Origin of the sequence: Pseudidiomarina sp. CB1 (assembly GCF_024752025.1) — a bacterium.
In the GTDB taxonomy this organism is placed as follows: domain Bacteria; phylum Pseudomonadota; class Gammaproteobacteria; order Enterobacterales; family Alteromonadaceae; genus Pseudidiomarina.
In genome coordinates this window covers 421,343-440,378 of the sequence record NZ_JANTPU010000001.1, presented here as the reverse complement: position 1 = coordinate 440,378, position 19,036 = coordinate 421,343, and the positions used below count along the sequence as shown (strand labels likewise).

Annotated in this window: 23 protein-coding genes; 4 read left to right on the top strand and 19 right to left on the bottom strand. The window is 48.5% G+C overall.

Annotated elements, in window-relative coordinates; translation table 11 throughout:
• Window positions 1–13: 13 nt before the first annotated feature.
• Genes NV375_RS02085 through NV375_RS02070 form a run of 4 tightly spaced genes read right to left on the bottom strand, consistent with a single transcriptional unit; the run spans window position 14 to window position 3,354 of the window.
• A complete protein-coding gene (locus NV375_RS02085; protein ID WP_258806761.1) occupies window positions 14–883 on the bottom strand; it encodes an NAD(P)-dependent oxidoreductase in 870 nt (289 codons plus the stop codon).
• A complete protein-coding gene (locus NV375_RS02080; protein ID WP_258806760.1) occupies window positions 880–1,770 on the bottom strand; it encodes a diacylglycerol kinase family protein in 891 nt (296 codons plus the stop codon). Before NV375_RS02080 ends, NV375_RS02085 begins: the two co-directional genes overlap by 4 nt.
• Entirely contained in the window at window positions 1,757–2,539 is a 783-nt protein-coding gene (locus NV375_RS02075) for a methyltransferase domain-containing protein (protein ID WP_258806759.1), read from the bottom strand. The genes NV375_RS02080 and NV375_RS02075 overlap by 14 nt, the downstream gene beginning before the upstream one ends.
• 32 nt (window positions 2,540–2,571) lie before the next feature.
• Complete coding sequence (locus tag NV375_RS02070; RefSeq protein WP_258806758.1) at window positions 2,572–3,354, bottom strand: Nif3-like dinuclear metal center hexameric protein; 783 nt, start codon at window positions 3,352–3,354, stop codon at window positions 2,572–2,574.
• Window positions 3,355–3,444: 90 nt separating this feature from the next.
• On the opposite strand from NV375_RS02070, the gene NV375_RS02065 reads away from it, so the two are divergent.
• Window positions 3,445–3,837 carry a hypothetical protein gene (locus NV375_RS02065; RefSeq protein ID WP_126770106.1) on the top strand — a complete coding sequence of 131 codons (393 nt, stop codon included), beginning with the start codon at window positions 3,445–3,447 and terminating at the stop codon, window positions 3,835–3,837.
• Between the two features lie 49 nt (window positions 3,838–3,886).
• Here NV375_RS02065 and NV375_RS02060 read toward each other — a convergent pair whose 3' ends face one another.
• Genes NV375_RS02060 through NV375_RS02015 form a run of 10 tightly spaced genes read right to left on the bottom strand, consistent with a single transcriptional unit; the run spans window position 3,887 to window position 12,442 of the window.
• Window positions 3,887–4,414, bottom strand: a complete 528-nt coding sequence (locus tag NV375_RS02060) for a DUF3833 domain-containing protein (RefSeq protein ID WP_258806757.1) — start codon at window positions 4,412–4,414, stop codon at window positions 3,887–3,889.
• Entirely contained in the window at window positions 4,411–4,953 is a 543-nt protein-coding gene (locus NV375_RS02055) for a chalcone isomerase family protein (protein WP_258806756.1), read from the bottom strand. The genes NV375_RS02060 and NV375_RS02055 overlap by 4 nt, the downstream gene beginning before the upstream one ends.
• The gene (locus NV375_RS02050; RefSeq protein ID WP_258806755.1) at window positions 4,934–5,476 is read right to left on the bottom strand and encodes a DUF2878 domain-containing protein; all 543 of its coding nucleotides are present in this window, start codon (window positions 5,474–5,476) and stop codon (window positions 4,934–4,936) included. The genes NV375_RS02055 and NV375_RS02050 overlap by 20 nt, the downstream gene beginning before the upstream one ends.
• Window positions 5,467–6,702: a cyclopropane-fatty-acyl-phospholipid synthase family protein gene (locus tag NV375_RS02045; RefSeq protein WP_258806754.1), complete on the bottom strand. Its 1,236-nt coding sequence runs from the start codon at window positions 6,700–6,702 to the stop codon at window positions 5,467–5,469. The genes NV375_RS02050 and NV375_RS02045 overlap by 10 nt, the downstream gene beginning before the upstream one ends.
• A gap of 48 nt (window positions 6,703–6,750) precedes the next feature.
• Window positions 6,751–7,503, bottom strand: a complete 753-nt coding sequence (locus NV375_RS02040; protein WP_309491678.1) for a DUF1365 domain-containing protein — start codon at window positions 7,501–7,503, stop codon at window positions 6,751–6,753.
• Window positions 7,496–8,788, bottom strand: a complete 1,293-nt coding sequence (locus tag NV375_RS02035) for an NAD(P)/FAD-dependent oxidoreductase (RefSeq protein ID WP_258806753.1) — start codon at window positions 8,786–8,788, stop codon at window positions 7,496–7,498. The genes NV375_RS02040 and NV375_RS02035 overlap by 8 nt, the downstream gene beginning before the upstream one ends.
• 34 nt (window positions 8,789–8,822) lie before the next feature.
• Window positions 8,823–9,539, bottom strand: coding sequence for an SDR family NAD(P)-dependent oxidoreductase (locus NV375_RS02030; RefSeq protein WP_258806752.1), 717 nt, complete (start codon window positions 9,537–9,539; stop codon window positions 8,823–8,825).
• Window positions 9,536–10,039, bottom strand: a complete 504-nt coding sequence (locus NV375_RS02025) for a nuclear transport factor 2 family protein (RefSeq protein ID WP_258806751.1) — start codon at window positions 10,037–10,039, stop codon at window positions 9,536–9,538. Before NV375_RS02025 ends, NV375_RS02030 begins: the two co-directional genes overlap by 4 nt.
• Before the next feature lie 60 nt (window positions 10,040–10,099).
• Window positions 10,100–11,503, bottom strand: coding sequence for a deoxyribodipyrimidine photo-lyase (phrB, locus tag NV375_RS02020; protein WP_258806750.1), 1,404 nt, complete (start codon window positions 11,501–11,503; stop codon window positions 10,100–10,102).
• Window positions 11,504–12,442 (bottom strand): DUF523 and DUF1722 domain-containing protein, encoded by a 939-nt coding sequence (locus NV375_RS02015; protein WP_258806749.1) that lies wholly within the window; start codon window positions 12,440–12,442, stop codon window positions 11,504–11,506.
• Between the two features lie 147 nt (window positions 12,443–12,589).
• On the opposite strand from NV375_RS02015, the gene NV375_RS02010 reads away from it, so the two are divergent.
• From NV375_RS02010 to NV375_RS02000, 3 genes are all read left to right on the top strand, one after another.
• Complete coding sequence (locus NV375_RS02010; RefSeq protein WP_258806748.1) at window positions 12,590–13,201, top strand: LON peptidase substrate-binding domain-containing protein; 612 nt, start codon at window positions 12,590–12,592, stop codon at window positions 13,199–13,201.
• A 94-nt stretch (window positions 13,202–13,295) separates the two neighbouring features.
• Window positions 13,296–13,877 carry a sigma-70 family RNA polymerase sigma factor gene (locus NV375_RS02005; protein ID WP_405035611.1) on the top strand — a complete coding sequence of 194 codons (582 nt, stop codon included), beginning with the start codon at window positions 13,296–13,298 and terminating at the stop codon, window positions 13,875–13,877.
• Window positions 13,870–14,562 carry a ChrR family anti-sigma-E factor gene (locus NV375_RS02000; RefSeq protein WP_258806746.1) on the top strand — a complete coding sequence of 231 codons (693 nt, stop codon included), beginning with the start codon at window positions 13,870–13,872 and terminating at the stop codon, window positions 14,560–14,562. The genes NV375_RS02005 and NV375_RS02000 overlap by 8 nt, the downstream gene beginning before the upstream one ends.
• A 55-nt stretch (window positions 14,563–14,617) precedes the next feature.
• Here NV375_RS02000 and NV375_RS01995 read toward each other — a convergent pair whose 3' ends face one another.
• The 5 genes from NV375_RS01995 to rpmI form a co-directional block, all read right to left on the bottom strand.
• Complete coding sequence (locus NV375_RS01995; RefSeq protein WP_258806745.1) at window positions 14,618–14,911, bottom strand: integration host factor subunit alpha; 294 nt, start codon at window positions 14,909–14,911, stop codon at window positions 14,618–14,620.
• 3 nt (window positions 14,912–14,914) lie between these two features.
• A complete protein-coding gene (pheT, locus tag NV375_RS01990) occupies window positions 14,915–17,302 on the bottom strand; it encodes a phenylalanine--tRNA ligase subunit beta (RefSeq protein ID WP_258806744.1) in 2,388 nt (795 codons plus the stop codon).
• Between the two features lie 13 nt (window positions 17,303–17,315).
• Window positions 17,316–18,296 carry a phenylalanine--tRNA ligase subunit alpha gene (gene pheS, locus NV375_RS01985; protein WP_258806743.1) on the bottom strand — a complete coding sequence of 327 codons (981 nt, stop codon included), beginning with the start codon at window positions 18,294–18,296 and terminating at the stop codon, window positions 17,316–17,318.
• Window positions 18,297–18,396: 100 nt separating this feature from the next.
• Complete coding sequence (gene rplT, locus NV375_RS01980; RefSeq protein ID WP_126770078.1) at window positions 18,397–18,750, bottom strand: 50S ribosomal protein L20; 354 nt, start codon at window positions 18,748–18,750, stop codon at window positions 18,397–18,399.
• Between the two features lie 16 nt (window positions 18,751–18,766).
• On the bottom strand, window positions 18,767–18,964 hold the full coding sequence (rpmI, locus tag NV375_RS01975; protein ID WP_026862320.1) for a 50S ribosomal protein L35: 198 nt from the start codon (window positions 18,962–18,964) through the stop codon (window positions 18,767–18,769).
• Between the last annotated feature and the right edge of the window lie 72 nt (window positions 18,965–19,036).

Below are 19,036 nucleotides of genomic sequence, written 5' to 3'. Positions count from 1 at the left end.
ACCAGATGCAGATCTAGGTGTGTTTTTCAAGTCGGGCTAGGAGGCTGGAGGTGTCCCAGCGGCTGCCACCCATTTGTTGGACTTCAGCGTAGAACTGATCAACCAACGCGGTTAATGGCATGCTCAAGCCATTACGATCAGCCTCCTCTAGCGCGATTTTCAAGTCTTTACGCATCCAATCAACGGCAAACCCGTGCTCGTAGTGGCCCTGCCACATGGTTTGATAGCGGTTCTGCATCTGCCACGAGCCCGCAGCCCCTTGACTGATCGCACGAATTAGAGTGTCAGCATCAAGGCCAACTTTACGTGCCAGCTGTAAGCCTTCGGCTAAACCTTGAACGACGCCAGCGATACAGATCTGGTTCACCATTTTGGCTAACTGCCCATGGCCCGCCGGGCCCATGTACTCACGGGTTTTGCAATAGCATTTTAAGGCAGCTTGAGCGTCATCAAAGGCATCGCGATCACCGCCAATCATAGCGGTAAGCGCGCCATTTTCAGCACCCTGCTGACCGCCTGACACCGGCGCGTCGAGAAAGTAAGCCACGCGATGATGCACTTCGTCGGAGAGTTCTCGAGCAAGCTCGGCTGAAGCTGTTGTATGGTCAATAACAATAGTGTTCTCGGCAATACTCGCCAATAGGCCATCATCACCATAAAACACACTGCGGACATCTTCGTCATTGCCCACACATACCATCACCACATCTGCGCCAGTGGCAGCTTCGCGCGGGGTCTCTGCGTAGTCACCGCCGTAGTCTTTAACCCACTGCTGTGCTTTCGCTGTGGTGCGATTATAAACGGTAGTTGCGAACCCGTTGCGTTGCAGGTGACCGGCCATAGGGTAGCCCATGACACCAAGTCCGATAAATGCACATTTCATTGCGTTCTCCCTTGGGTATAAACATTCAATGCGTTGCTCATCACTGCCGCTGTTGCAGGGCCTTGCAGCTCAATGGCATCGCCGTCCAGCTCAATGATGTTATTTGCATCGGCTAAGGTAAAGGTAGCAGTTTCATGACAACCTAACAGCGTACTTTTGTCGGGCTGTTTGCGCAGAATCCAAAAAAGCGCACTTAGTTGCCGCCAACGCGATAGGCGTGGTACTTGCAGAACGCCGAGAACCTGAGTTTCTAATTCGGCTGTCGGATACACAATGATGCCACCGCCAATCGCCCGATTGACCGCGGCAACCTGAAATTCCCACGCACGGCCCTGTTCATCTCTTATAAGACAGCGCCCACTTGGGCGCACAAACAAATACCGGACCAGCGCCCATAGATAGGAATAGCGCTTTAACCAACGTTTGCTCCACGTACTCTGCAGCTCGCGTAACGCAACACTTATGCCGGCTCCAGCATGATTGATAAAAATATGCTGGTCAATACACCCGACAGAGCGTTGCCTTAGCACAGGTTCACCCTGTAGACGCCAACGCCAATTGACAATACCAAGCGCTGTCGCGAAATCATTCCCCGTCCCTGCTGGTACAACACTTAACCGAACAGCTGTGTTGACGCAGGCATGCGCAGCTATATTCACGCTGCCATCACCGCCAATCACTACTAACTCGCCGATGTCATCCGTTTCGAGACGACGTACCCACTGTTTTAATCGACCAATGTCGTACTCACGCTCTGGGCTACTCTCGACCAGAGTAACCGCATTGCCAGCTAAATGACTGCTAAAAAATTCACGATAGACCGCCGCCTTCTGGCGGTTCAGCGCAACTAAGGACTTTACATAAATAAGTACCTTAGTCGTCTGCATGGGTGATTTGCCAGTGTTGATAGCGGCCCAATGACGCAAACGGTTGCTGTTGATTGTATTGCAACTCCAGCCTTAGCAACTGCTCAAAGTGCTGTTTACCCTGTTCAGGCTCTCGTAAGTAATCATGGAAACAACGAACTCCAGTACGTTGGAGTACCATCAGCTTGTGTTCTTTTAGCCAAAGGTCCATCGCTGCGGGCGCTATCGGCTGCTGTGGACTCATACGCACGCGCTTTTTGACCTGCAAGTCGGCTTCTACATAATCAAAATTGCCGAATACCATGTTCGCCATTAGCTTGGCGTCACGATTATAAAACATCAGCGATAGCTTGCCGTGGGGTTTCAAAAAGCGCTTTAATAGTGGCAACGCATCTGCTGGTTCTGCTAACCATTCGAGTACGGCATGGCATAATACGACGTCAAACTGTTCCCCTTGCAACAGCTCTGGAAGCTTTTGTAAGCTCGCACAATGATAACTGTAATAGCTACTTAACCCTTCGTGTTGATGCCGCTTCTGAGCCGCTAAAACCATATCGTCCGCAATGTCAGTATGGGTCACATGATGTCCATGCCGCGCAAAGTTTTGCGAAAACTGTCCTATACCCGCGCCAATATCTAATACCCGCAGGGGGGTTGACTGCTGATATAAAGGCGCAAGGTCACGGGCTAACACGGCTAAACGAATCTGCCCTTTAGCCGTAGCATAAATATTTTTCGCAAACTTGTCCGTAAGCCCGGCGAAACTTTGATCCTTTGTGTGTTTACTCACAAAACTTCTCTGCAATTAGGACGGCACAACGCTTAAGCTGGGCTATCTATGTCAATAAAACGATGAGCAAAGCCAAATTGCTCAGCCAAATGTTCGCCCAACGCTTGGATACCATAACGCTCCGTAGCATGATGTCCTGCTGCATAAAAAGCAATTCCCTGCTCGCGGGCGCTATGAATGGTTTGCTCTGAAACCTCTCCGGTAATAAAAGCATCACAGCCTGCTTGTGCCGCTGCATCGATAAACCCTTGACCACCACCAGTGCACCAAGCGATTCGACGTATGGCTTGGTCGTTATGCTCAGCGCAAAATAATGGACGTCCTAGCCGTTGTTCCAATTGCTCGGCAAGGCTTACTGCGCTCTCGTCGTGCGACAGCTCCGCATACATGACCACGCCCTCCGGCTCAACAGTTGTTAACGGTGAAGGATCGGGCCAATCCATAAGTCGCGCCAACTGGGCGTTATTTCCCAAACGCGGATGGACATCCAGCGGTAAATGATACGCAAATAAATTAATATCATTGCGTAACAAGAGTTGTAGACGCCGCTTCTTCATCCCCAGTATTTCTGCTGGTTCACCTTTCCAAAAATAGCCGTGGTGCACCAAAATGGCATCCGCATCCTCGGCGACGGCGTGCTCGATTAATGCTTGGCAGGCTGTCACTCCAGTGATGATCTTTTGTATGCTATCGCGCCCCTCGACCTGTAAGCCGTTCGGGCAATAGTCTTTGACGCGATCAATCGCCAAAAAATTGTTTAAGTAACTCTGTAATTCTGCTCGTTTCACGTCCTTGGCTCCTCTTTTGTTACGCATTTTCGCCGAAAATAAGACAAAATTAGACATAGTGCGCAAAAAACGGTATAAAAATGGAGAACTTTTACTCAATATGCAAAGGGTTTTTCCATGAGCAAACTTGATAAAGACCAAGTGGTCGCCGATTTTACCGCAGCCTACGAAAAGGCACACGGTAAAAAACCTACTATCGAGGCTAAAAGTGGCTGGTATAGTGTAGATGGTGGCAAAAATATGCGCTTGGCACAACTTGCTGAAGAAGCAGAAGCTTTGGCCGGCGGTAAGAGTGCGCCAGCACCTAAAGCTGACAAGCCTGCAGCTAAAAAAGCAACCAAAGCACCAGCGAAAAAAGCCACTAGCAAAAAACCTGCGGCCAAAAAGCCTGCTGAAAAGAAAGCTGGAGTTAAAACTAAGAGTTCAGGCAATGGTTTAACTGCTCGTGAACTCTGGCGCCAAAAACTTGAAGAAGGCTCAAGTCTTTCGCGCTTACCGCGTGGTTACTAGAAAGGGTTAAGCTAGGTAAAAAAAAGCAGCTCTTAGAGCTGCTTTTTTATTACTTTTTACCAATATAAAGTGTGATTTCACCAACATTGAAACCATACTTGTACATTTGGGTACGATTGATCATGTTGTCTTCGTCGACGAGGTAAAGCCAGTCATCCAGTTTTACCGCAAAAGGTTCACCGTCGAGTTCAATGTTGAGAACATACGTCCAGTTTAAAGTATTCCCTGCCACCTTGCCTTCGGCGACCCCTTCGACGTCACTAGCGCGACCTTCGTAACGGTCTGGAGCAGTTTTCGTCAGATACCAAATACGTTTTTGCGTACTGCCGTCGGCATAGTAAAAGGTTTCATCAAGTACCCCTTCGTTACCTTCCCAACTCCCAACAAGTTCGACACGAAAGCGCTGTATGACTTCACCACTGTAATCCTGCACGATGCCATAAGCTTCAAGCTCACCGTTGAAAAACGCTTCAAGTTTAAGGTGTGGCTCTACATTCTTATAGGTATCTAACGAGGTTGAACAACCGACAACGGCTAGCGCCATTAGACTGATAAAGAGAAGGTGTAAACGTTTCATTGCGTCGCTCCAATCAATTCATTGCGTTCTTCTTTGAAACGCGAGTTAGGACTTAGCCAAATCGCCAAGAAATCCTCGGTGAATTGCGCCGACTCGACGGAACCAAGTACCCCTTCAGCATTATAGAAGGTGCTGTGCCCCTGCTCGTTCTCGACCAACATCAGGCAGTCGCCCTCGCTTACATCGGGCCACATCTTATTCAATTTGTCGAGCCATTGTGTGTGCTCATTCGAGACAGTCACCTCAAGACGCTGCCACTCTTCTTTTGTGGTATCGACAAGGTCTTTCGCTTTGATATCACGTAAATAACTGAGGCGTAATGCCCGCCGTTGATAGTCATCATAATTGCCACTGTCGGTGAGCAATTGTGCGTCATAAACATCCCAAAACCACACGCTTAATCGTGTTTTACCTACTGGCTTTAAGTCTTTGGCTGATTCTGGCTCACACGCAAACGCCATGGTTGGTGCAATAACACAACAGAGGGCCGCAGCGGTCACTAGACGCTTGATACGTTTTCTACTGTGCTGTTTTCGCATGATGTACCTCACTTGACTTCATTAACCAGGCAAACACGACCATGTACGCGCCCCATAGCACTGCGTACGCAAGCCACATTATCCACTCGCTCACCAATAATTCAGCGGCCCCGAGACGGCTTCCTACAGCGTAGGTTACGGGGCCAGAAGCAATGCCTATCAGCGCAGCTATAGTATAGCGCCCCGCCAACCAATCTAGGGTAGTGGTCACCATGGCGGCGAAGCCACACCATAAAGCTAGTAGCCATAGAGGTAACCAGCCGCCAGTAAAGTCCAATATACCCAATGCCACCACGCTGGCCTCGAGCAACAGGCCAAGCACCAACAGTTTGCTATACAGTAGCCAATTAAAGCCTGGTCGAGTGCTGCTCAAATAAATCTGTACCGCCACTATCGGCACAGCCAGCCAAAGCCAGTCATTTCGCCCAGCTACGGTGCTAAACCAAACGAGATCAAACCATAATAACCCCGCAACACGGCGCAGATTATCCTTGGCTAGCCAGCGCTTGAACATCAGCGGCATGCCGGTTTAGTGGCGACCAGCTGTACTGCCGACACACTGCGTTCTAGAAAACCGCCTTCGCAGTAACTTAAATAGAAATTCCAGAGTCGACCAAAGCGCTCATCATAGCCGCGCTCCTTCAATTGCGGATGAGCTTGGTTGAATTTTTCACGCCAGTCATGCAACGTCCGCGCATAATCAAAACCGATGTCGTCCACATAGCGCACCACCATATCCGTGTGCTTAGTAAACATTTCAGTAATCATCGTCAACGACGGCAAAAAGCCACCTGGGAAGACATGCTGTTGAATAAAGTCTACAGAGCGGGCATAACTCTTCATACGCTGATCAGCAATGGTAATCGCTTGCAAAGCGAACTTACCATTAGGTTTGAGAAGTCGGCTGCAGGTCTTAAAATAGGTGGCCATAAACTGCCGACCCACCGCTTCAATCATCTCAACGGACACCAATTTATCGTACTGCCCTTCTAGGTCACGATAATCTTGCATAAGCACCGTTACCTTGTCCGTCAGACCAGCTGCTTCAACCTGTGCTTTCGCATGACGGAATTGCTCACTCGAAATCGTCGTTGTCGTCACTCGGCACCCGTAATGCTTCGCAGCAAATAGCGCTAAGCCGCCCCACCCTGTACCAATCTCAAGTAAATGATCCTTTTCGTTGAGCTCAAGGCTGTCACACAGGCGTTTGAGTTTATTTTGTTGCGCTGCGCCAAGGTCAGCTTCAGCATGCGGATAAACCGCACTAGAATATTGCATTGCGGGATCTAGAAACGCTTCATACAAATCGTTACCCAAATCATAATGGGCGGAAATATTTTCTTTCGCTTGCTGCTTACTGTTACGGCGACGCCAGTGCTGAAACTTCTGCCACGGCATCAATAGCCAACTAAAACGTGCTTCGAAGGCATCCAACGCCGGCAGGTTCCGAGCAAACAGCTGAATCACCTTGGTCAAATCGGGGGTTTCCCATGACTGGTCGATAAAGGTTTCGCCCGAGGCGATGCTGCCACCAAATAATAGACGGCGATAAAAACTAGGTTTTAAAACATTTATTTCAGCTTTCAGGTCACTTTGTTCGCGACCAAAATGGCCAATAACTTCGCCCTGTTCACGCAAAGTTACATAACCGTCTTGCAGTTCTTTTAACAGTCGAAGCACTGCGCGGCGTGCCCACTTGTCAGCGGTACTTGCCTGCGGCATCGTCATCAGTGCAGATTCTGTATTCATGGTTTCCCCATTGGCTCCAAATACGCATTCAATTTTTTATAATAAGCCTTACGAATGATCGTAAATCGGCGTTTTCTTTAACCATAACCGCAGGGCTTGCCAGTAAATAGCTAAGACCGTAGTTAAAGTGTTCATCGGATACCTATACAATACGTGACGAATAGCTTTACGGTTCAATTCTTGTCGTTGCAGTTTCATGGTTGCAGTAAAGTGCCGTTCCCCTTTGATCGCAGCAAGATGAATGGCACTTTTGTGGCCTTCCGAGTTTTGTGGGGCCTTAATTTGCCATTGGTAACGCATAGCAAGGGGGTTAAATGGCGAAACATGAAACGCCTTGTCATGCTCTAGGGGTTGGCTTAAATCCAACAAATAATAGTGCCGTTCATTCCACGGCGTATTGCTGACCTCAGCTAGCATATGGGTATAGTTCCCAGCGTCGCCCTGTTCCAAGAAGTAACAATTAATTGGGCTAAAGTAGAGTCCAAACGTTCGCAAGTTCCCTAAGAAGTAGACCCGACCTTGCAGTTTGTCACCGGCAAGTTCGCTCATTTTGGTAAGCACAGCTGAGGCTAAATCGCCTTCAGTACCGCGCAAATAGTCTTGCCGCCGAAACCACAAGGGTGCAAATCTTCGCGTTGAAAACAGCAAGCTTTGTTGCTGCAACTGCGGCAACTCATCCAATGCAAGCCACCACTGTGCCGTCGGATAGTCAAAGGCGTGTTGCGTCGGTCGCAGCCGACGGTGATAAACACGCCCTTTCAGAATTGCGCTACGCAGCGAATTCATTTTACTATCACTCACTATGCAACTCACTGTTCCATGCAATGCCGAGCCGTTGTGTTACATCTAGCGCACTACGGACACCATCCTCATGAAAACCGTTGTACCAATAAGCCCCGCAGAAGTGGGTATGCTGTTGCCCACAAATTTCAGCACGTCGCTGACGCGCTACCATCGACTCAACGCTGTAGACCGGGTGAGCATAATTAAAGCGGCGTAAGATCCGCTCCGGTTGAATCGCATCCGTATTATTCAAAGTTACGCAAAACGTTTCAGGCGCTTCAATACCTTGCAGAATATTCATGTTATACGTCACAGAACTAGGCCGTTTGCGCGCATCCTCGCCATGATGCAATAAGTAGTTCCAGCTGGCCCAAGCACGCTTTTCGCGCGGCAATAAGCGTATATCGGTATGCAATACCACTTCATTGTCTTGGTACGGTATCCCGCCTAATATAGCCTTTTCAGCGTCGGAGGGTTGCGCCAATAAGGCAAGCGCTTCATCACTGTGACAAGCAAGAATGACCTCATCAAAATCTTCCAAGTTGCCATTGGCGAACTCCAATGTCACTTGACCTTGACGATCGGGGTGTTGACGATGCACTGCTTTAATATGTGCACTTAAATGAATATGTGGCTTAAGGTGCCCAATGAGCGGCTCAATATAGGCCGATGAGCCACCATGAATGGTTGCCCATTGGGGGCGATCTGCAACATTTAACAAGCCATGGTTTTCGAAGAAGCGCAAAAAGAAATCAAGAGGAAAGTCAGCAGCATCGTCAATACTTGCCGACCAAATGGCCGCAACCATTGGCAACAAATAGTAATCAGCCACTTGTTGTGGCAATTCTTGCGCTGCCAAAAACTGGCCCAGGGTTTGATGCTGATTTTCTGAGAGGTTCTGATGCGCCTCTTTTGCCCGCTTATTGAACTTTAAAATACCATTCAAAAGCTTATAAAATGACGGTTTAAACAGGTTTTTTCGCTGTGCAAATAGCGTACTCAACGAGTGACCATTGTATTCCAATCCTGAAAGCGGATCGCGCACACTGAAACTCATTTCGGTGTCACGCCAAGTCACACCAATCTTGCGCATCAGCGCGCGAAAGTGCGGGTAAGTTCGGTCGTTAAAAACGATAAAACCAGTATCTACCGCATAGTCCTGCCCTTGTACTTCTACCGATACGGTGTGGGTGTGCCCACCTATATAATCGTTGCGCTCGTACAACTCAACCTGATGTTCATCGCTCAACAGGTGTGCACATGTCATCCCTGCAATACCGCTACCAATTACTGCTATCTTCATTGCACGTCCTTTACCAAGGGCCTATCTAGGCGGATTACGTCATACGGCGCGAAAGCGCCACTTGCCAACTTTGGGGTAAACGCGAAGCCAGTTTAAGAAACCAACCGAACATCCGCGGGAAAGTGATATCAATTTTGTTTTTCTCAATGCCCTTGCGGATCGCCTGCGAAGCGAAACCAACGCTCACTTGCATCGGCATTTCAAAATCGTTTTGCGCAGTCATAGGTGTTTCAACGAAGCCAGGCGATACATGTAAAACCTTGATCCCGCGCTTCGCTAAGTCAACCTGTAAACTCCGGGTTATATAGTGAATCGCCGCTTTGGAGCCGCCATAAGCTTCGGCGCGCGTGAACGGCAACAATCTTGCTGTGCTGCCCACGATAACCAATTTCGCACCGGCTTTAAGATTAGGTAATAGCGCTTCCACACAACGCATCGTGCCAACGACGTTGACCTCAAATACACGGGCGAATAAGTCAGCGTCGAAGTTATCAATATCGAGATACTCGCAAACGCCAGCTGCCAGGATAACGATGTCGAGATCGGTAAAACTTCGCAATGCTTGGACGGTTTCATCGGCCTTGGAAATATCGAGTTGTTGCCCAGCAATATGGGTACTATCACTATTCCGCAGCTCGTCGAGCGCCTGTTGATTGCGTCCGCATGCCACTACATGGTGGCCTGCAGCGGCATAGTCGAGGGTCAATTGCTTGCCGATGCCTGAGGTTGCTCCGGTGATAAGTATATTCATGCTGGCACCATTCGTGCTTTAACTTTACCAATGATATAACCCAGTAAAGTTACATGCTCATAAATCATCGCCCCCATGTCGTAATAGTCACGCTGCATAATGATCTTGTCGTTTTTAAACTCCATATGGCTAACGCCAGGCACCACAATTTCTTGCCCATTTGCAAGTTTTGGGTGCATTAACCGCATCTGCCAATTCACAAAAAGATGATCATCGTTCTGCGCATAATCGGTAAAAGCAAAATGACATTCTTCGACGTTTTCCATGGTGTGCTTAAAGTAGTGCTGTAAATCCTTTAAGCCGTGGACTTGATGAATGGGATCGATGAAGGTGACCTCTTCATGATAAAGATCGCCCAGCTTATCGATATTGACATCACTGAACTCATCGTAGTAGTTGAGCAGACGTTTTATGATTTCAGGCTGGTCTTCTTGCGCCTTAAGTTCTTCAGTGCGGTCTTTAGGCTGTTGGTTTTCACTATTGCTATCTTGTTTCGACATAAGCTTTCACCTCCGTTTAGCCCTCTGCATTCAGCTTATCATCCAGTATAGTCGTAAAAGCTAAAGCGCTTTGAATTTCCTTAGAAAAGTTTCCCGCGCTTGCGCATGATCAACAATCGGTTGAGGATAGTCGACTTGGGCTGCACGAGCCCACTGAGCTGGCGCGTGAATTTCTTTCACCGGGCAATTAGCTAATTCCTTGACATAGCTACGAATATAGCTGCCATCAGGATCAACTTTTTTACTCTGCGACGTTGGATTAAAAACGCGAAAATACGGCACCGCATCCGTCCCTGTCGATGCACTCCATTGCCAGCCGCCATTGTTGGCCGGAAAGCTTCCGTCGATGAGATTTTGCATGAAAAATTGCTCACCACGACGCCAATCGATATGCAGATCTTTCACCAGAAAGTTCGCTACAATCATACGTACACGGTTATGCATCCAGCCCTCTTGTTGCAATTGTCGCATGCCCGCATCGACAATCGGGTAACCGGTTCTGCCCTCACACCATGCGCTAAAATGGTCCTCGTTTTGACTCCACTCGAAGCTATCTGTGTGAGCCTGAAACGCTTTGCCATAACTTAAACGTGGCACGGCATCCATCAAATGCTGATAGAATTCACGCCAAGCCAACTCGCTCAACCAAGTTGCGGCACCATCGGGCAACCCATCAGGAAACTCTGGCGCATGCTGCTGTAACAAGCGCGCTGCCGTCACTGGCGAAAGCACCCCAAGTTCCCAATAGGGTGACAATTTCGAGGTACCATGAACGGCTGGTAAATCACGATCTTGGCCATAGTCAGCCACACGCTCTACAACAAAATTTTGCAGCAACTGATAAGCGGCTTTCTCGCCAACGACGTAAGCGCCACTATCCCGCTCAGGGTAATCAAAACGTTCCGGAAAACTCGGTGCGGCCACGCGTGTCCGTTCAGGTTTGGTATAAGGCTGCGGAAGCCCAGTACGACGCAGATGAGCCAACCACGATTTATAATAAGGCGTAAACTTTTTATAGTAGTCGCCAGCTTGGGTGCGCAGAATCGGTGGTACTAACACCATGCCATGAAACGTACTCACGGCAATACCTTGTTCGTCGAGCCAGCTTTGCGTCGCGCGGTCACGCCGCTGTTCATGTAGGGGATACTCGCGATTGAAACTTACACTCGAAATCTCGTGTTCAGCACAAAAATCCCGCACCACTCGAGGTACAGTTTGCCAGTCACGACAGCCCTTCAGGTGAAGTTCAATGCCCCACTCTGCGGCCTCCTGCTGGAGGGTTTGCAAATGACGGCGTAATAAATCGACCTTAATCGGGGCCCAGTCATGCCGCCGCCACTGCTCTTCACTATACAAATAAAGCCCATAAACCTTATTTTGCGGCCCAGCTTTTTGTAGTGCATTTACCACCGCGGGATTATCGCGTAGCCGCAGGTCATTACGAAACCATATTAACTGTGTCATTTAGAGTCCATATCGCAGTTTTAGGTCCTTTGGATAAGGGCTTAAATAGCGCTGCCCGGCTAAATAATCATTTGGAAACTCACGAAGGTAATGGCGTAGCAACGTCAATGGCACCAACAAAGGTTCTATTCCTTGCCGGTAAGCAAGAATGGCTTCAGTTAATTCTGCACGCTGGTCGTCACTCAGCACTGATTTGAAGTAACCTTGGATATGCTGCAATACGTTTGTGTGATTCGCCCGCGTTGCTGGTTCCGCTAACGCCTGCATGACTTGTTCTATGTAGCTCTTAAGAAACTCAGCCGTCATTTCCTGCTGTTGCGCAACGTGGCGACCTAACTCCCGATAAACGTGTTGGTTGTGCGCCAACAGTAAAAGTTTCAGGCTGGTATGAAACCCTAGTAAATCGGCTTTACTTGGTGACTGCGCAAGCCCCTGCCAAGCTGCATAAACAAAGACGCGCATGACAAAGTTTTCACGCAACATAGGATCATTTAAGCGCCCATCCTCTTCTAACGGTAGTGCCGGATAGCGCTGTTGCAACTGTGCGGCAAAAATTCCCATTCCCTCTTTACGAGCGTGGCCATTCTCGGGGTTATACAACTTGACTCTTTCCATCCCGCAGCTGGGTGATTTCGCACACAGCACATAACCACTAATTTGCGTCAGGTGCCCTTTCGAACGATCGGCGAAATCGATTAAACGTTGAGTTACATCCTCGCCTGTTTTCGGCACAATCGCGCGCACACCCTGCTCGCGACTTTCTAGCCTAATCGTTGGTCGTGGTACAGGCATTCCAATACCGACTTCTGGACATAGCTTTACGAATTCAACATGACGCCCCAATTCATCGGTGCAAAACGCAGAACGTTTGTGGCCACCATCAAAGCGAACTTCATCCCCTAGTAAACAAGCACTGATCCCAACTTTTATGGTTTGCATAGTTACTCTCAAACATCAATTAAACCACCTTGCAGAACAGTACGCTGCAAGTAAAAAAAAGTTCATTTAGAAAGATCTCAATAATGAGTCTTTACGTAACCACAGAATAACAAGTGAAACAAGCGATGTTTCGATGAGGCAGTCCCTATGAATCGTGCACTTAACAACATTCCGCTGTTCCCGCTTTCAGGGCATGTTCTGCCAGGTGGCGTTATGCGTTTACGAATCTTTGAACCACGCTATTTACGCATGGTCCGCGAAGTTTGTGCGCAAGGCGACGATGGCCGTATTGGCATGTGTATGTTTAACGACAAAGGTTCCGTCGAACATAATACGCACATACACCCCGTCGCCACACTTACGCGTGTTATTGACTTTGAACATCGTGATGACGGACTGCTGGGTATCACTGTAGAAGGCATCGAGCCCTGCGAGATCACGTCAATTAACGTTGATTCTGATGGTTTACGGCGCGGCGCTATCGAATTACTAAAACCTTGGCAAGAGACCCCATTGCCGAGTAACTACAGTCACTTAGCTGAACGTTTATGTCAGGTCTATGGGGAATACCCAGAGCTCGGAGAATGCCCAAAAGACGATCGTTTAGCCCGTGCGGATTGGGTTTGTCAACGTTGGTTAGAGTTACTTCCAGTGAATGCTGAAGTTAAGCAAGAGCTACTTAGAGAGCCATGCTGTTCACGTACACTTGACTACCTAGATGGACTCATTCACGAAAGTGAAGGCAAAAGTGATCCGTAGTTATACAACTGACGTAAACGAAAGTAACTTGAGGAAATAGCGGACAGGTATTACTATGCAGACAGCGACTGAAACACAACTAAAACGGAAACTTATGTCCTCTGCGCAGCCTGATGATCCCGACCATGCTGCGGCTTTACTCGCCCTTGTAGCAACAGAGCAATCTCGCCAAGCTTTCAGTGAATTGTTTAGTTACTTCGCACCGCGGTTAAAAGCCTATGCCACACGTCAGTTCGGTAACGAACAAACGGCAATGGATCTGGTTCAAGAAACAATGACCAACGTTTGGAATAAAGCACATTTATTCAAACCAGACCGCGGTTCAGCGTCAACGTGGATTTTTACAATCGCTCGTAACATACGCTTTGACTTCCTGAGAAAAAACAAGCATCGCCAGCATGACTTAAGCGCCGACGAGCTATGGCCTGTTCTAGCTGAGCAAAATGACAGTTTAGATGACGATTACGCTCTGGATGACGATCTTTTGATGCAACAGCTCGCAACGTACTGTGAACTTTTGCCGAAAGCGCAACGTACCGTAATAGAACTAATTTACGTGGAAGGGAAATCACAGCAAGAAGTCGCAGACGCACTCGGTATTCCGCTAGGTACCGTTAAGTCACGCACGCGACTAGCGTTACAGAAATTAAGAGAGTTGATACATAGCGATGATTAAATTTCACCCTAACGAAGAACATTTATTTCATTACGTCACTGGCGACTTGAGCCCAGCGTTGCTAATGATGGTAGGCACTCATGTTGACATGTGCCCACGCTGCCAAGAGCAGGTGCGCGACATCGAAGCCATGGTAGCCACCAAGCTTTTTGGGCAAACCCAAGTGCCGCAAGATTTTAGCGCGGCGAATGATAGTTTTGACAATGATGCAATGTTGCAACAAATCATGGCGCAGACGCCGACGCACAAAGCGTCGGATAGTGCACATAATGCCCTCGTCGACGAACTCGTGCTCGAGGGGAAACGCTTCAAATTGCCTGCGACACTAGCGCGCAGCCACCATCGTATTGGTGAGTGGCACAAGCTTATTGGACACATGTGGCGTGCCCCAGTACAAATCGGTGGTGACGACGTACTGACCTTTATTTACATGGATAAAGGTACCAAGGTTCCCGAACACACCCACAAGGGCCGTGAAGCCACATTGGTCGTTAACGGCGTATTTAATGATGAAACTGCGGAATACCGTGACGGCGATTTCGTATTTTTGGACGGTTCAGTTAAGCATACGCCCGAAACACGTGACGAGGACTGTCTCACATTAGCGGCGTTAGATGCCCCTATGCACTTTACTTCAGGGTTAAGTCGTTTATTAAATCCGTTTAGTAGTCTGTTTTTTAAGTAACATCACTCTCGTAACATCGCGTATTAAAAAGCCGCTCGATTGAGCGGCTTTTTAATTATTTGGGTTTGGCGTTACTGACCCTTTGTTTCAATTTTTGTCCCGGTCGGAACGTCACTACCCGTCGGGCCGAAATAGGAATATCCTCTCCCGTTTTCGGATTACGACCAGGACGTTCATTTTTTGTCCGCAACTCAAAATTGCCAAAGCCTGAGAGCTTAACTTCCTCGCCCTGCTCTAGCGTGCGGCGAATTTCTTCAAAGAAGTTCTCAACAAGATCTTTAGCATCACGTTTATTGATACCAAATTTAACAAACAAATGTTCAGCCATATCTGCTTTGGTCAGCGCCATAGCTTACTCCCTAAGGGTTGCCCCAAATTCGTTGGTCAGCATATCAACCACTGCTTTTACTGCAGTATTGATTTCTTGGTCTTCTAACGTACGCTCGGGATGCTGTAAGGTTAACGACAACGCTAAGCTACGATAGCCGTCAGCAACACCAGAACCTTCGTAAACGTCAAATAAGTTTAGGCCAACTAAATGATTTACGCCAATATTTTCAATAGCCTTGAGCACTTCACCCGCTGCCAGTTGGGTTGGCACTACAATGGCTAAGTCGCGACGAATAGATGGGTACTTCGACACAGCTTGCGCTTGCGGTAATGTGCGTTGCTGAATAGCTGCTAACTCGAGTTCAAAAACGTAAGTCCGACCATTGAGACCAAGTTTTTTCTCAAATTGTGGGTGTACTGCACCTACATAACCCACACATTTACCATTTTTGAAAATAGCAGCCGCTTGGCCCGGATGCAGTGCGGGATGAGAGTCCGCCACAAAGGTATAGGCTTCAGCTTCGCCGGTCAGCGTGAGCAAGGCCTCAACATCACCCTTTACATCAAAAAAGTCGACTGCCCGCTCACCCTCTTGCCAATGCTCAGCATAGGCTTTACCAGCGCGGACACCGGCAATCATTGCTTCTTGGCGTACGCCATTCTCACCATCATCACTAGGAACAAAACGCAGCCCCGTCTCACAGAACGCTAAGCTTTGCTGTTGACGTTTTTGGTTATGTGCAACCGCACCCAGCAATCCCGGCCACAGGCTTACGCGCATCGATGACATTTCAACACTGATTGGAAACGGTAAGGTCAAAGCTGCGGTTTCGTCAAACAACAAGGCCTGGTGTTTTGGATCAACAAAGCTATAAGTAATGGCTTCTTGATAGCCGCGGTCAACTAACAAGCGCTTCAGTTTGTTGGTGCTGACGCAAGCTTCCTTGCGCGGCACCATACGCAATTGAGCAGCTGGTGCGGCGGCCTGAATACGGTGATAGCCATAAATCCGTGCAACTTCTTCAATCAGGTCTTCTTCGATACTAATGTCGAATCGGAATGTAGGTACAGAAACCTGCCATGCAGAATCGGCAAACGTCACTGTAAAGCCTAAGCGCTCAAGAATCTCGGTGACTTCGCCGGCGTCGAGTTCAATACCTAAAACTTTATTGAGACGCTGTTGCCGTAGCGTTACTTGCTGTGGTTGTGGAATAAAACGCTCGTCTTTGGCTTCGACAATCGGACCGGCCTCACCACCACAAATGTCAATAATCAACTGTGTTGCACGTTCCATTGCCGTGCGCTGGAGTTCTGGGTCAACACCGCGTTCATAGCGGTGTGACGCGTCAGTATGCAAGCCAAAACGGCGTGCACGCCCAGCGATAGCATCCGGCGCAAAAAACGCACTCTCTAAGAAGATCGAGTTACTTTCTTCGGTGACGCCACTACCTTCGCCACCAAAGATACCCGCCATAGCAAGTGGTTTTTCTTCATCGGCGATCACCAACACGTCGTCTTGCAAGGTGACTTCATTGCCGTCTAAAAGCGTGAGCTTCTCATCTGCCTTCGCCATACGCACATGAACAGCGCCGCTTAACTTCTCATTATCAAACGCATGCATTGGGTGACCGAGCTCGAGCAACACATAATTCGTCACATCGACCACAGGATCAATACTGCGAATGCCGCTACGACGTAACCGTTCAGTTAACCAAAGTGGCGATGTTGCTTGCACATTCACTTTACGGACAATACGTCCCAAGTAGCGCGGGCAAGCTTCAGGAGCGTCGAGCACGATCTCACGTTGTTCCTGACTCCCTACCGCAACGGCTTTGATATCGGGTTCATTAACCTCGAGTCGATTCAACACACCTACTTCACGGGCAATACCACGGACACCAAGACAATCAGCACGGTTTGGCGTTAAGTCGACGTCAATAGTAACATCGTTTAGCTCAAGATAATCACGGTAATCCATGCCCACTGGCGCATCTTGAGGCAATTCAAGGATGCCATCGTGGTCGTCGTTTAAGCCCAGCTCTGAACTTGAACACAGCATGCCGTGCGACGGCTGACCGCGTAGCTTTGCTTTTTTGATTTTGAAGTCGCCTGGTAACACGGCACCAATCGTCGCCACGGCAACTTTGAGGCCTTGACGGCAGTTAGGCGCACCACAAACGATGGTCGCGGGTTCATCTTCACCAATATTGACTTCGGTAACTTGTAACTTGTCTGCGTCTGGATGTTGCCAGCACTTGGTGACTTCACCCACGACTACTTTGCTGAAGGCTTCAGCAACAGGGGTGACATCGTCAACTTCAAGACCAGCCATGCTCAATTGCTCGGCCAGAGCGACTTGATCAAGTGCGGGGTTTACCCAACTACGTAACCACTTTTCACTAAATTTCATCACTGCACCCGAACTAATTAAACTGTTTCAAAAAACGCACGTCGTTTTCAAAAAACGCACGCAAATCGTTAACGCCATAACGCAACATGGTCAGACGCTCAACGCCCATACCAAAGGCAAATCCGGTATATTTTTCGCTATCGATACCCACTGCTTGCAATACCTTTGGATGTACCATACCGCAACCCAATACTTCCAACCATTGCCCGTCTTTACGACGCACATCAACCTCTGCAGACGGTTCGGTAAATGGGAAGTAAGATGGGCGGAAACGCACTTCGAGTGATTCCTCAAAGAAGTTCACCAAAAAGTCTTCCAAAATACCTTTCAGCTGGGTAAAGCTTACATCCGTATCGACCATTAAGCCTTCAACTTGATGGAACATTGGTGTATGGGTTTGATCGTAGTCATTACGGTAGACGCGCCCTGGCGAAATAATACGCAATGGCGGTTGCTCTTTTTCCATGGTGCGGATTTGTACGCCCGAGGTTTGCGTACGCAACATGGTTTTCGGCGTAAAGTAGAATGTATCGTGGTCAGCACGCGCTGGATGATTCGCAGGAATATTTAACGCGTCAAAGTTATGGAAATCGTCCTCAACTTCTGGACCTTCTTCAACACGGAAGCCTAAATCACCGAAGAACTGCTCAATGCGCTGAATCGTTTGCGTCACTGCGTGAAAACCGCCAACCGCCGCGCGACGACCAGGCAACGTCACGTCGATACGCTCTGCCGCTAGCTTTTCGGCAAGCTGAGCCTGTTTTAGCTCTTCGTTGCGCGCATTAATCGCCTGCTGAACTTCTTGCTTGGCTTGGTTGATCGCTTGACCCGCTGCTGGGCGTTGTTCCGCCGACAATTTACCTAAACTTTTCAGCTGTTCGGTCAATAATCCTTTTTTGCCCATGTACTCAACCCGCACAGCATCAAGCTCTTGCGGACTAGTAGCGGCAGCGATGGCAGCTTCGGCCTTCGCAACAATGTCATTTAACTCCATGACCTTCCTCGGTGATGTGTTCTTTTGAAAGCGCTTATAATAGCGAAAAACCATAAAAAAAGGGAGCAGTGACGCTCCCTTTTTCAACTTTATTCATGGCTTATAGAGAGCTTTTTGCTTTCTCTACTAGCGCAGCAAAACCATTTTGGTCGTGAACTGCGATGTCTGCCAGAATTTTACGATCGATTTCAACAGATGCTTTTTTCAAACCGTTGATAAAGCGGCTGTATGACAAACCGTTTTGACGAGCCGCAGCGTTGATACGCACAATCCACAATTGGCGGAATTGACGTTTCTTCTGACGGCGGTCACGGTATGCATATTGACCTGCTTTGATAACTGCTTGCTTCGCTACGCGATAAACACGTGAACGAGCACCATAATAACCTTTCGCCTGCTTCAGGACTTTCTTGTGACGCGCTCGCGCGATCACACCACGTTTTACTCGTGCCATTTGCTATCTCCTTTCCTTACGCGAACGGTAACATACGCTGAACTAAGCCAACATCGGCTTCGTGCACCATGCTTTTAGCACGCAGGTGACGCTTCCGCTTTGAGCTCTTTTTGGTCAGGATGTGACGCAAATGAGACTGTTTACATTTAAAGCCGCCTGAAGCGGTTTTTTTGAAGCGCTTAGATGCGCCCTTTTTCGATTTCATTTTCGGCATGAAAACTACTCCGCATTGTTAACTACAAGTGTAACAGGGTGAGGTTGGCCAATGCCTACCTACTTGTGGACC

Coding starts and splice junctions, on each gene's coding strand:
- NV375_RS02085 (WP_258806761.1), bottom strand. CDS start 883: ATGAAATGTGCATTTATCGGACTTGGTGTCATGGGCTACCCTATGGCC.
- NV375_RS02080 (WP_258806760.1), bottom strand. CDS start 1,770: ATGCAGACGACTAAGGTACTTATTTATGTAAAGTCCTTAGTTGCGCTG.
- NV375_RS02070 (WP_258806758.1), bottom strand. CDS start 3,354: ATGCGTAACAAAAGAGGAGCCAAGGACGTGAAACGAGCAGAATTACAG.
- NV375_RS02065 (WP_126770106.1), top strand. CDS start 3,445: ATGAGCAAACTTGATAAAGACCAAGTGGTCGCCGATTTTACCGCAGCC.
- NV375_RS02060 (WP_258806757.1), bottom strand. CDS start 4,414: ATGAAACGTTTACACCTTCTCTTTATCAGTCTAATGGCGCTAGCCGTT.
- NV375_RS02055 (WP_258806756.1), bottom strand. CDS start 4,953: ATGCGAAAACAGCACAGTAGAAAACGTATCAAGCGTCTAGTGACCGCT.
- NV375_RS02050 (WP_258806755.1), bottom strand. CDS start 5,476: ATGCCGCTGATGTTCAAGCGCTGGCTAGCCAAGGATAATCTGCGCCGT.
- NV375_RS02045 (WP_258806754.1), bottom strand. CDS start 6,702: ATGAATACAGAATCTGCACTGATGACGATGCCGCAGGCAAGTACCGCT.
- NV375_RS02035 (WP_258806753.1), bottom strand. CDS start 8,788: ATGAAGATAGCAGTAATTGGTAGCGGTATTGCAGGGATGACATGTGCA.
- NV375_RS02030 (WP_258806752.1), bottom strand. CDS start 9,539: ATGAATATACTTATCACCGGAGCAACCTCAGGCATCGGCAAGCAATTG.
- NV375_RS02025 (WP_258806751.1), bottom strand. CDS start 10,039: ATGTCGAAACAAGATAGCAATAGTGAAAACCAACAGCCTAAAGACCGC.
- phrB (WP_258806750.1), bottom strand. CDS start 11,503: ATGACACAGTTAATATGGTTTCGTAATGACCTGCGGCTACGCGATAAT.
- NV375_RS02015 (WP_258806749.1), bottom strand. CDS start 12,442: ATGCAAACCATAAAAGTTGGGATCAGTGCTTGTTTACTAGGGGATGAA.
- NV375_RS02010 (WP_258806748.1), top strand. CDS start 12,590: ATGAATCGTGCACTTAACAACATTCCGCTGTTCCCGCTTTCAGGGCAT.
- NV375_RS02005 (WP_405035611.1), top strand. CDS start 13,296: ATGTCCTCTGCGCAGCCTGATGATCCCGACCATGCTGCGGCTTTACTC.
- NV375_RS02000 (WP_258806746.1), top strand. CDS start 13,870: ATGATTAAATTTCACCCTAACGAAGAACATTTATTTCATTACGTCACT.
- NV375_RS01995 (WP_258806745.1), bottom strand. CDS start 14,911: ATGGCGCTGACCAAAGCAGATATGGCTGAACATTTGTTTGTTAAATTT.
- pheT (WP_258806744.1), bottom strand. CDS start 17,302: ATGAAATTTAGTGAAAAGTGGTTACGTAGTTGGGTAAACCCCGCACTT.
- pheS (WP_258806743.1), bottom strand. CDS start 18,296: ATGGAGTTAAATGACATTGTTGCGAAGGCCGAAGCTGCCATCGCTGCC.
- rplT (WP_126770078.1), bottom strand. CDS start 18,750: ATGGCACGAGTAAAACGTGGTGTGATCGCGCGAGCGCGTCACAAGAAA.
- rpmI (WP_026862320.1), bottom strand. CDS start 18,964: ATGCCGAAAATGAAATCGAAAAAGGGCGCATCTAAGCGCTTCAAAAAA.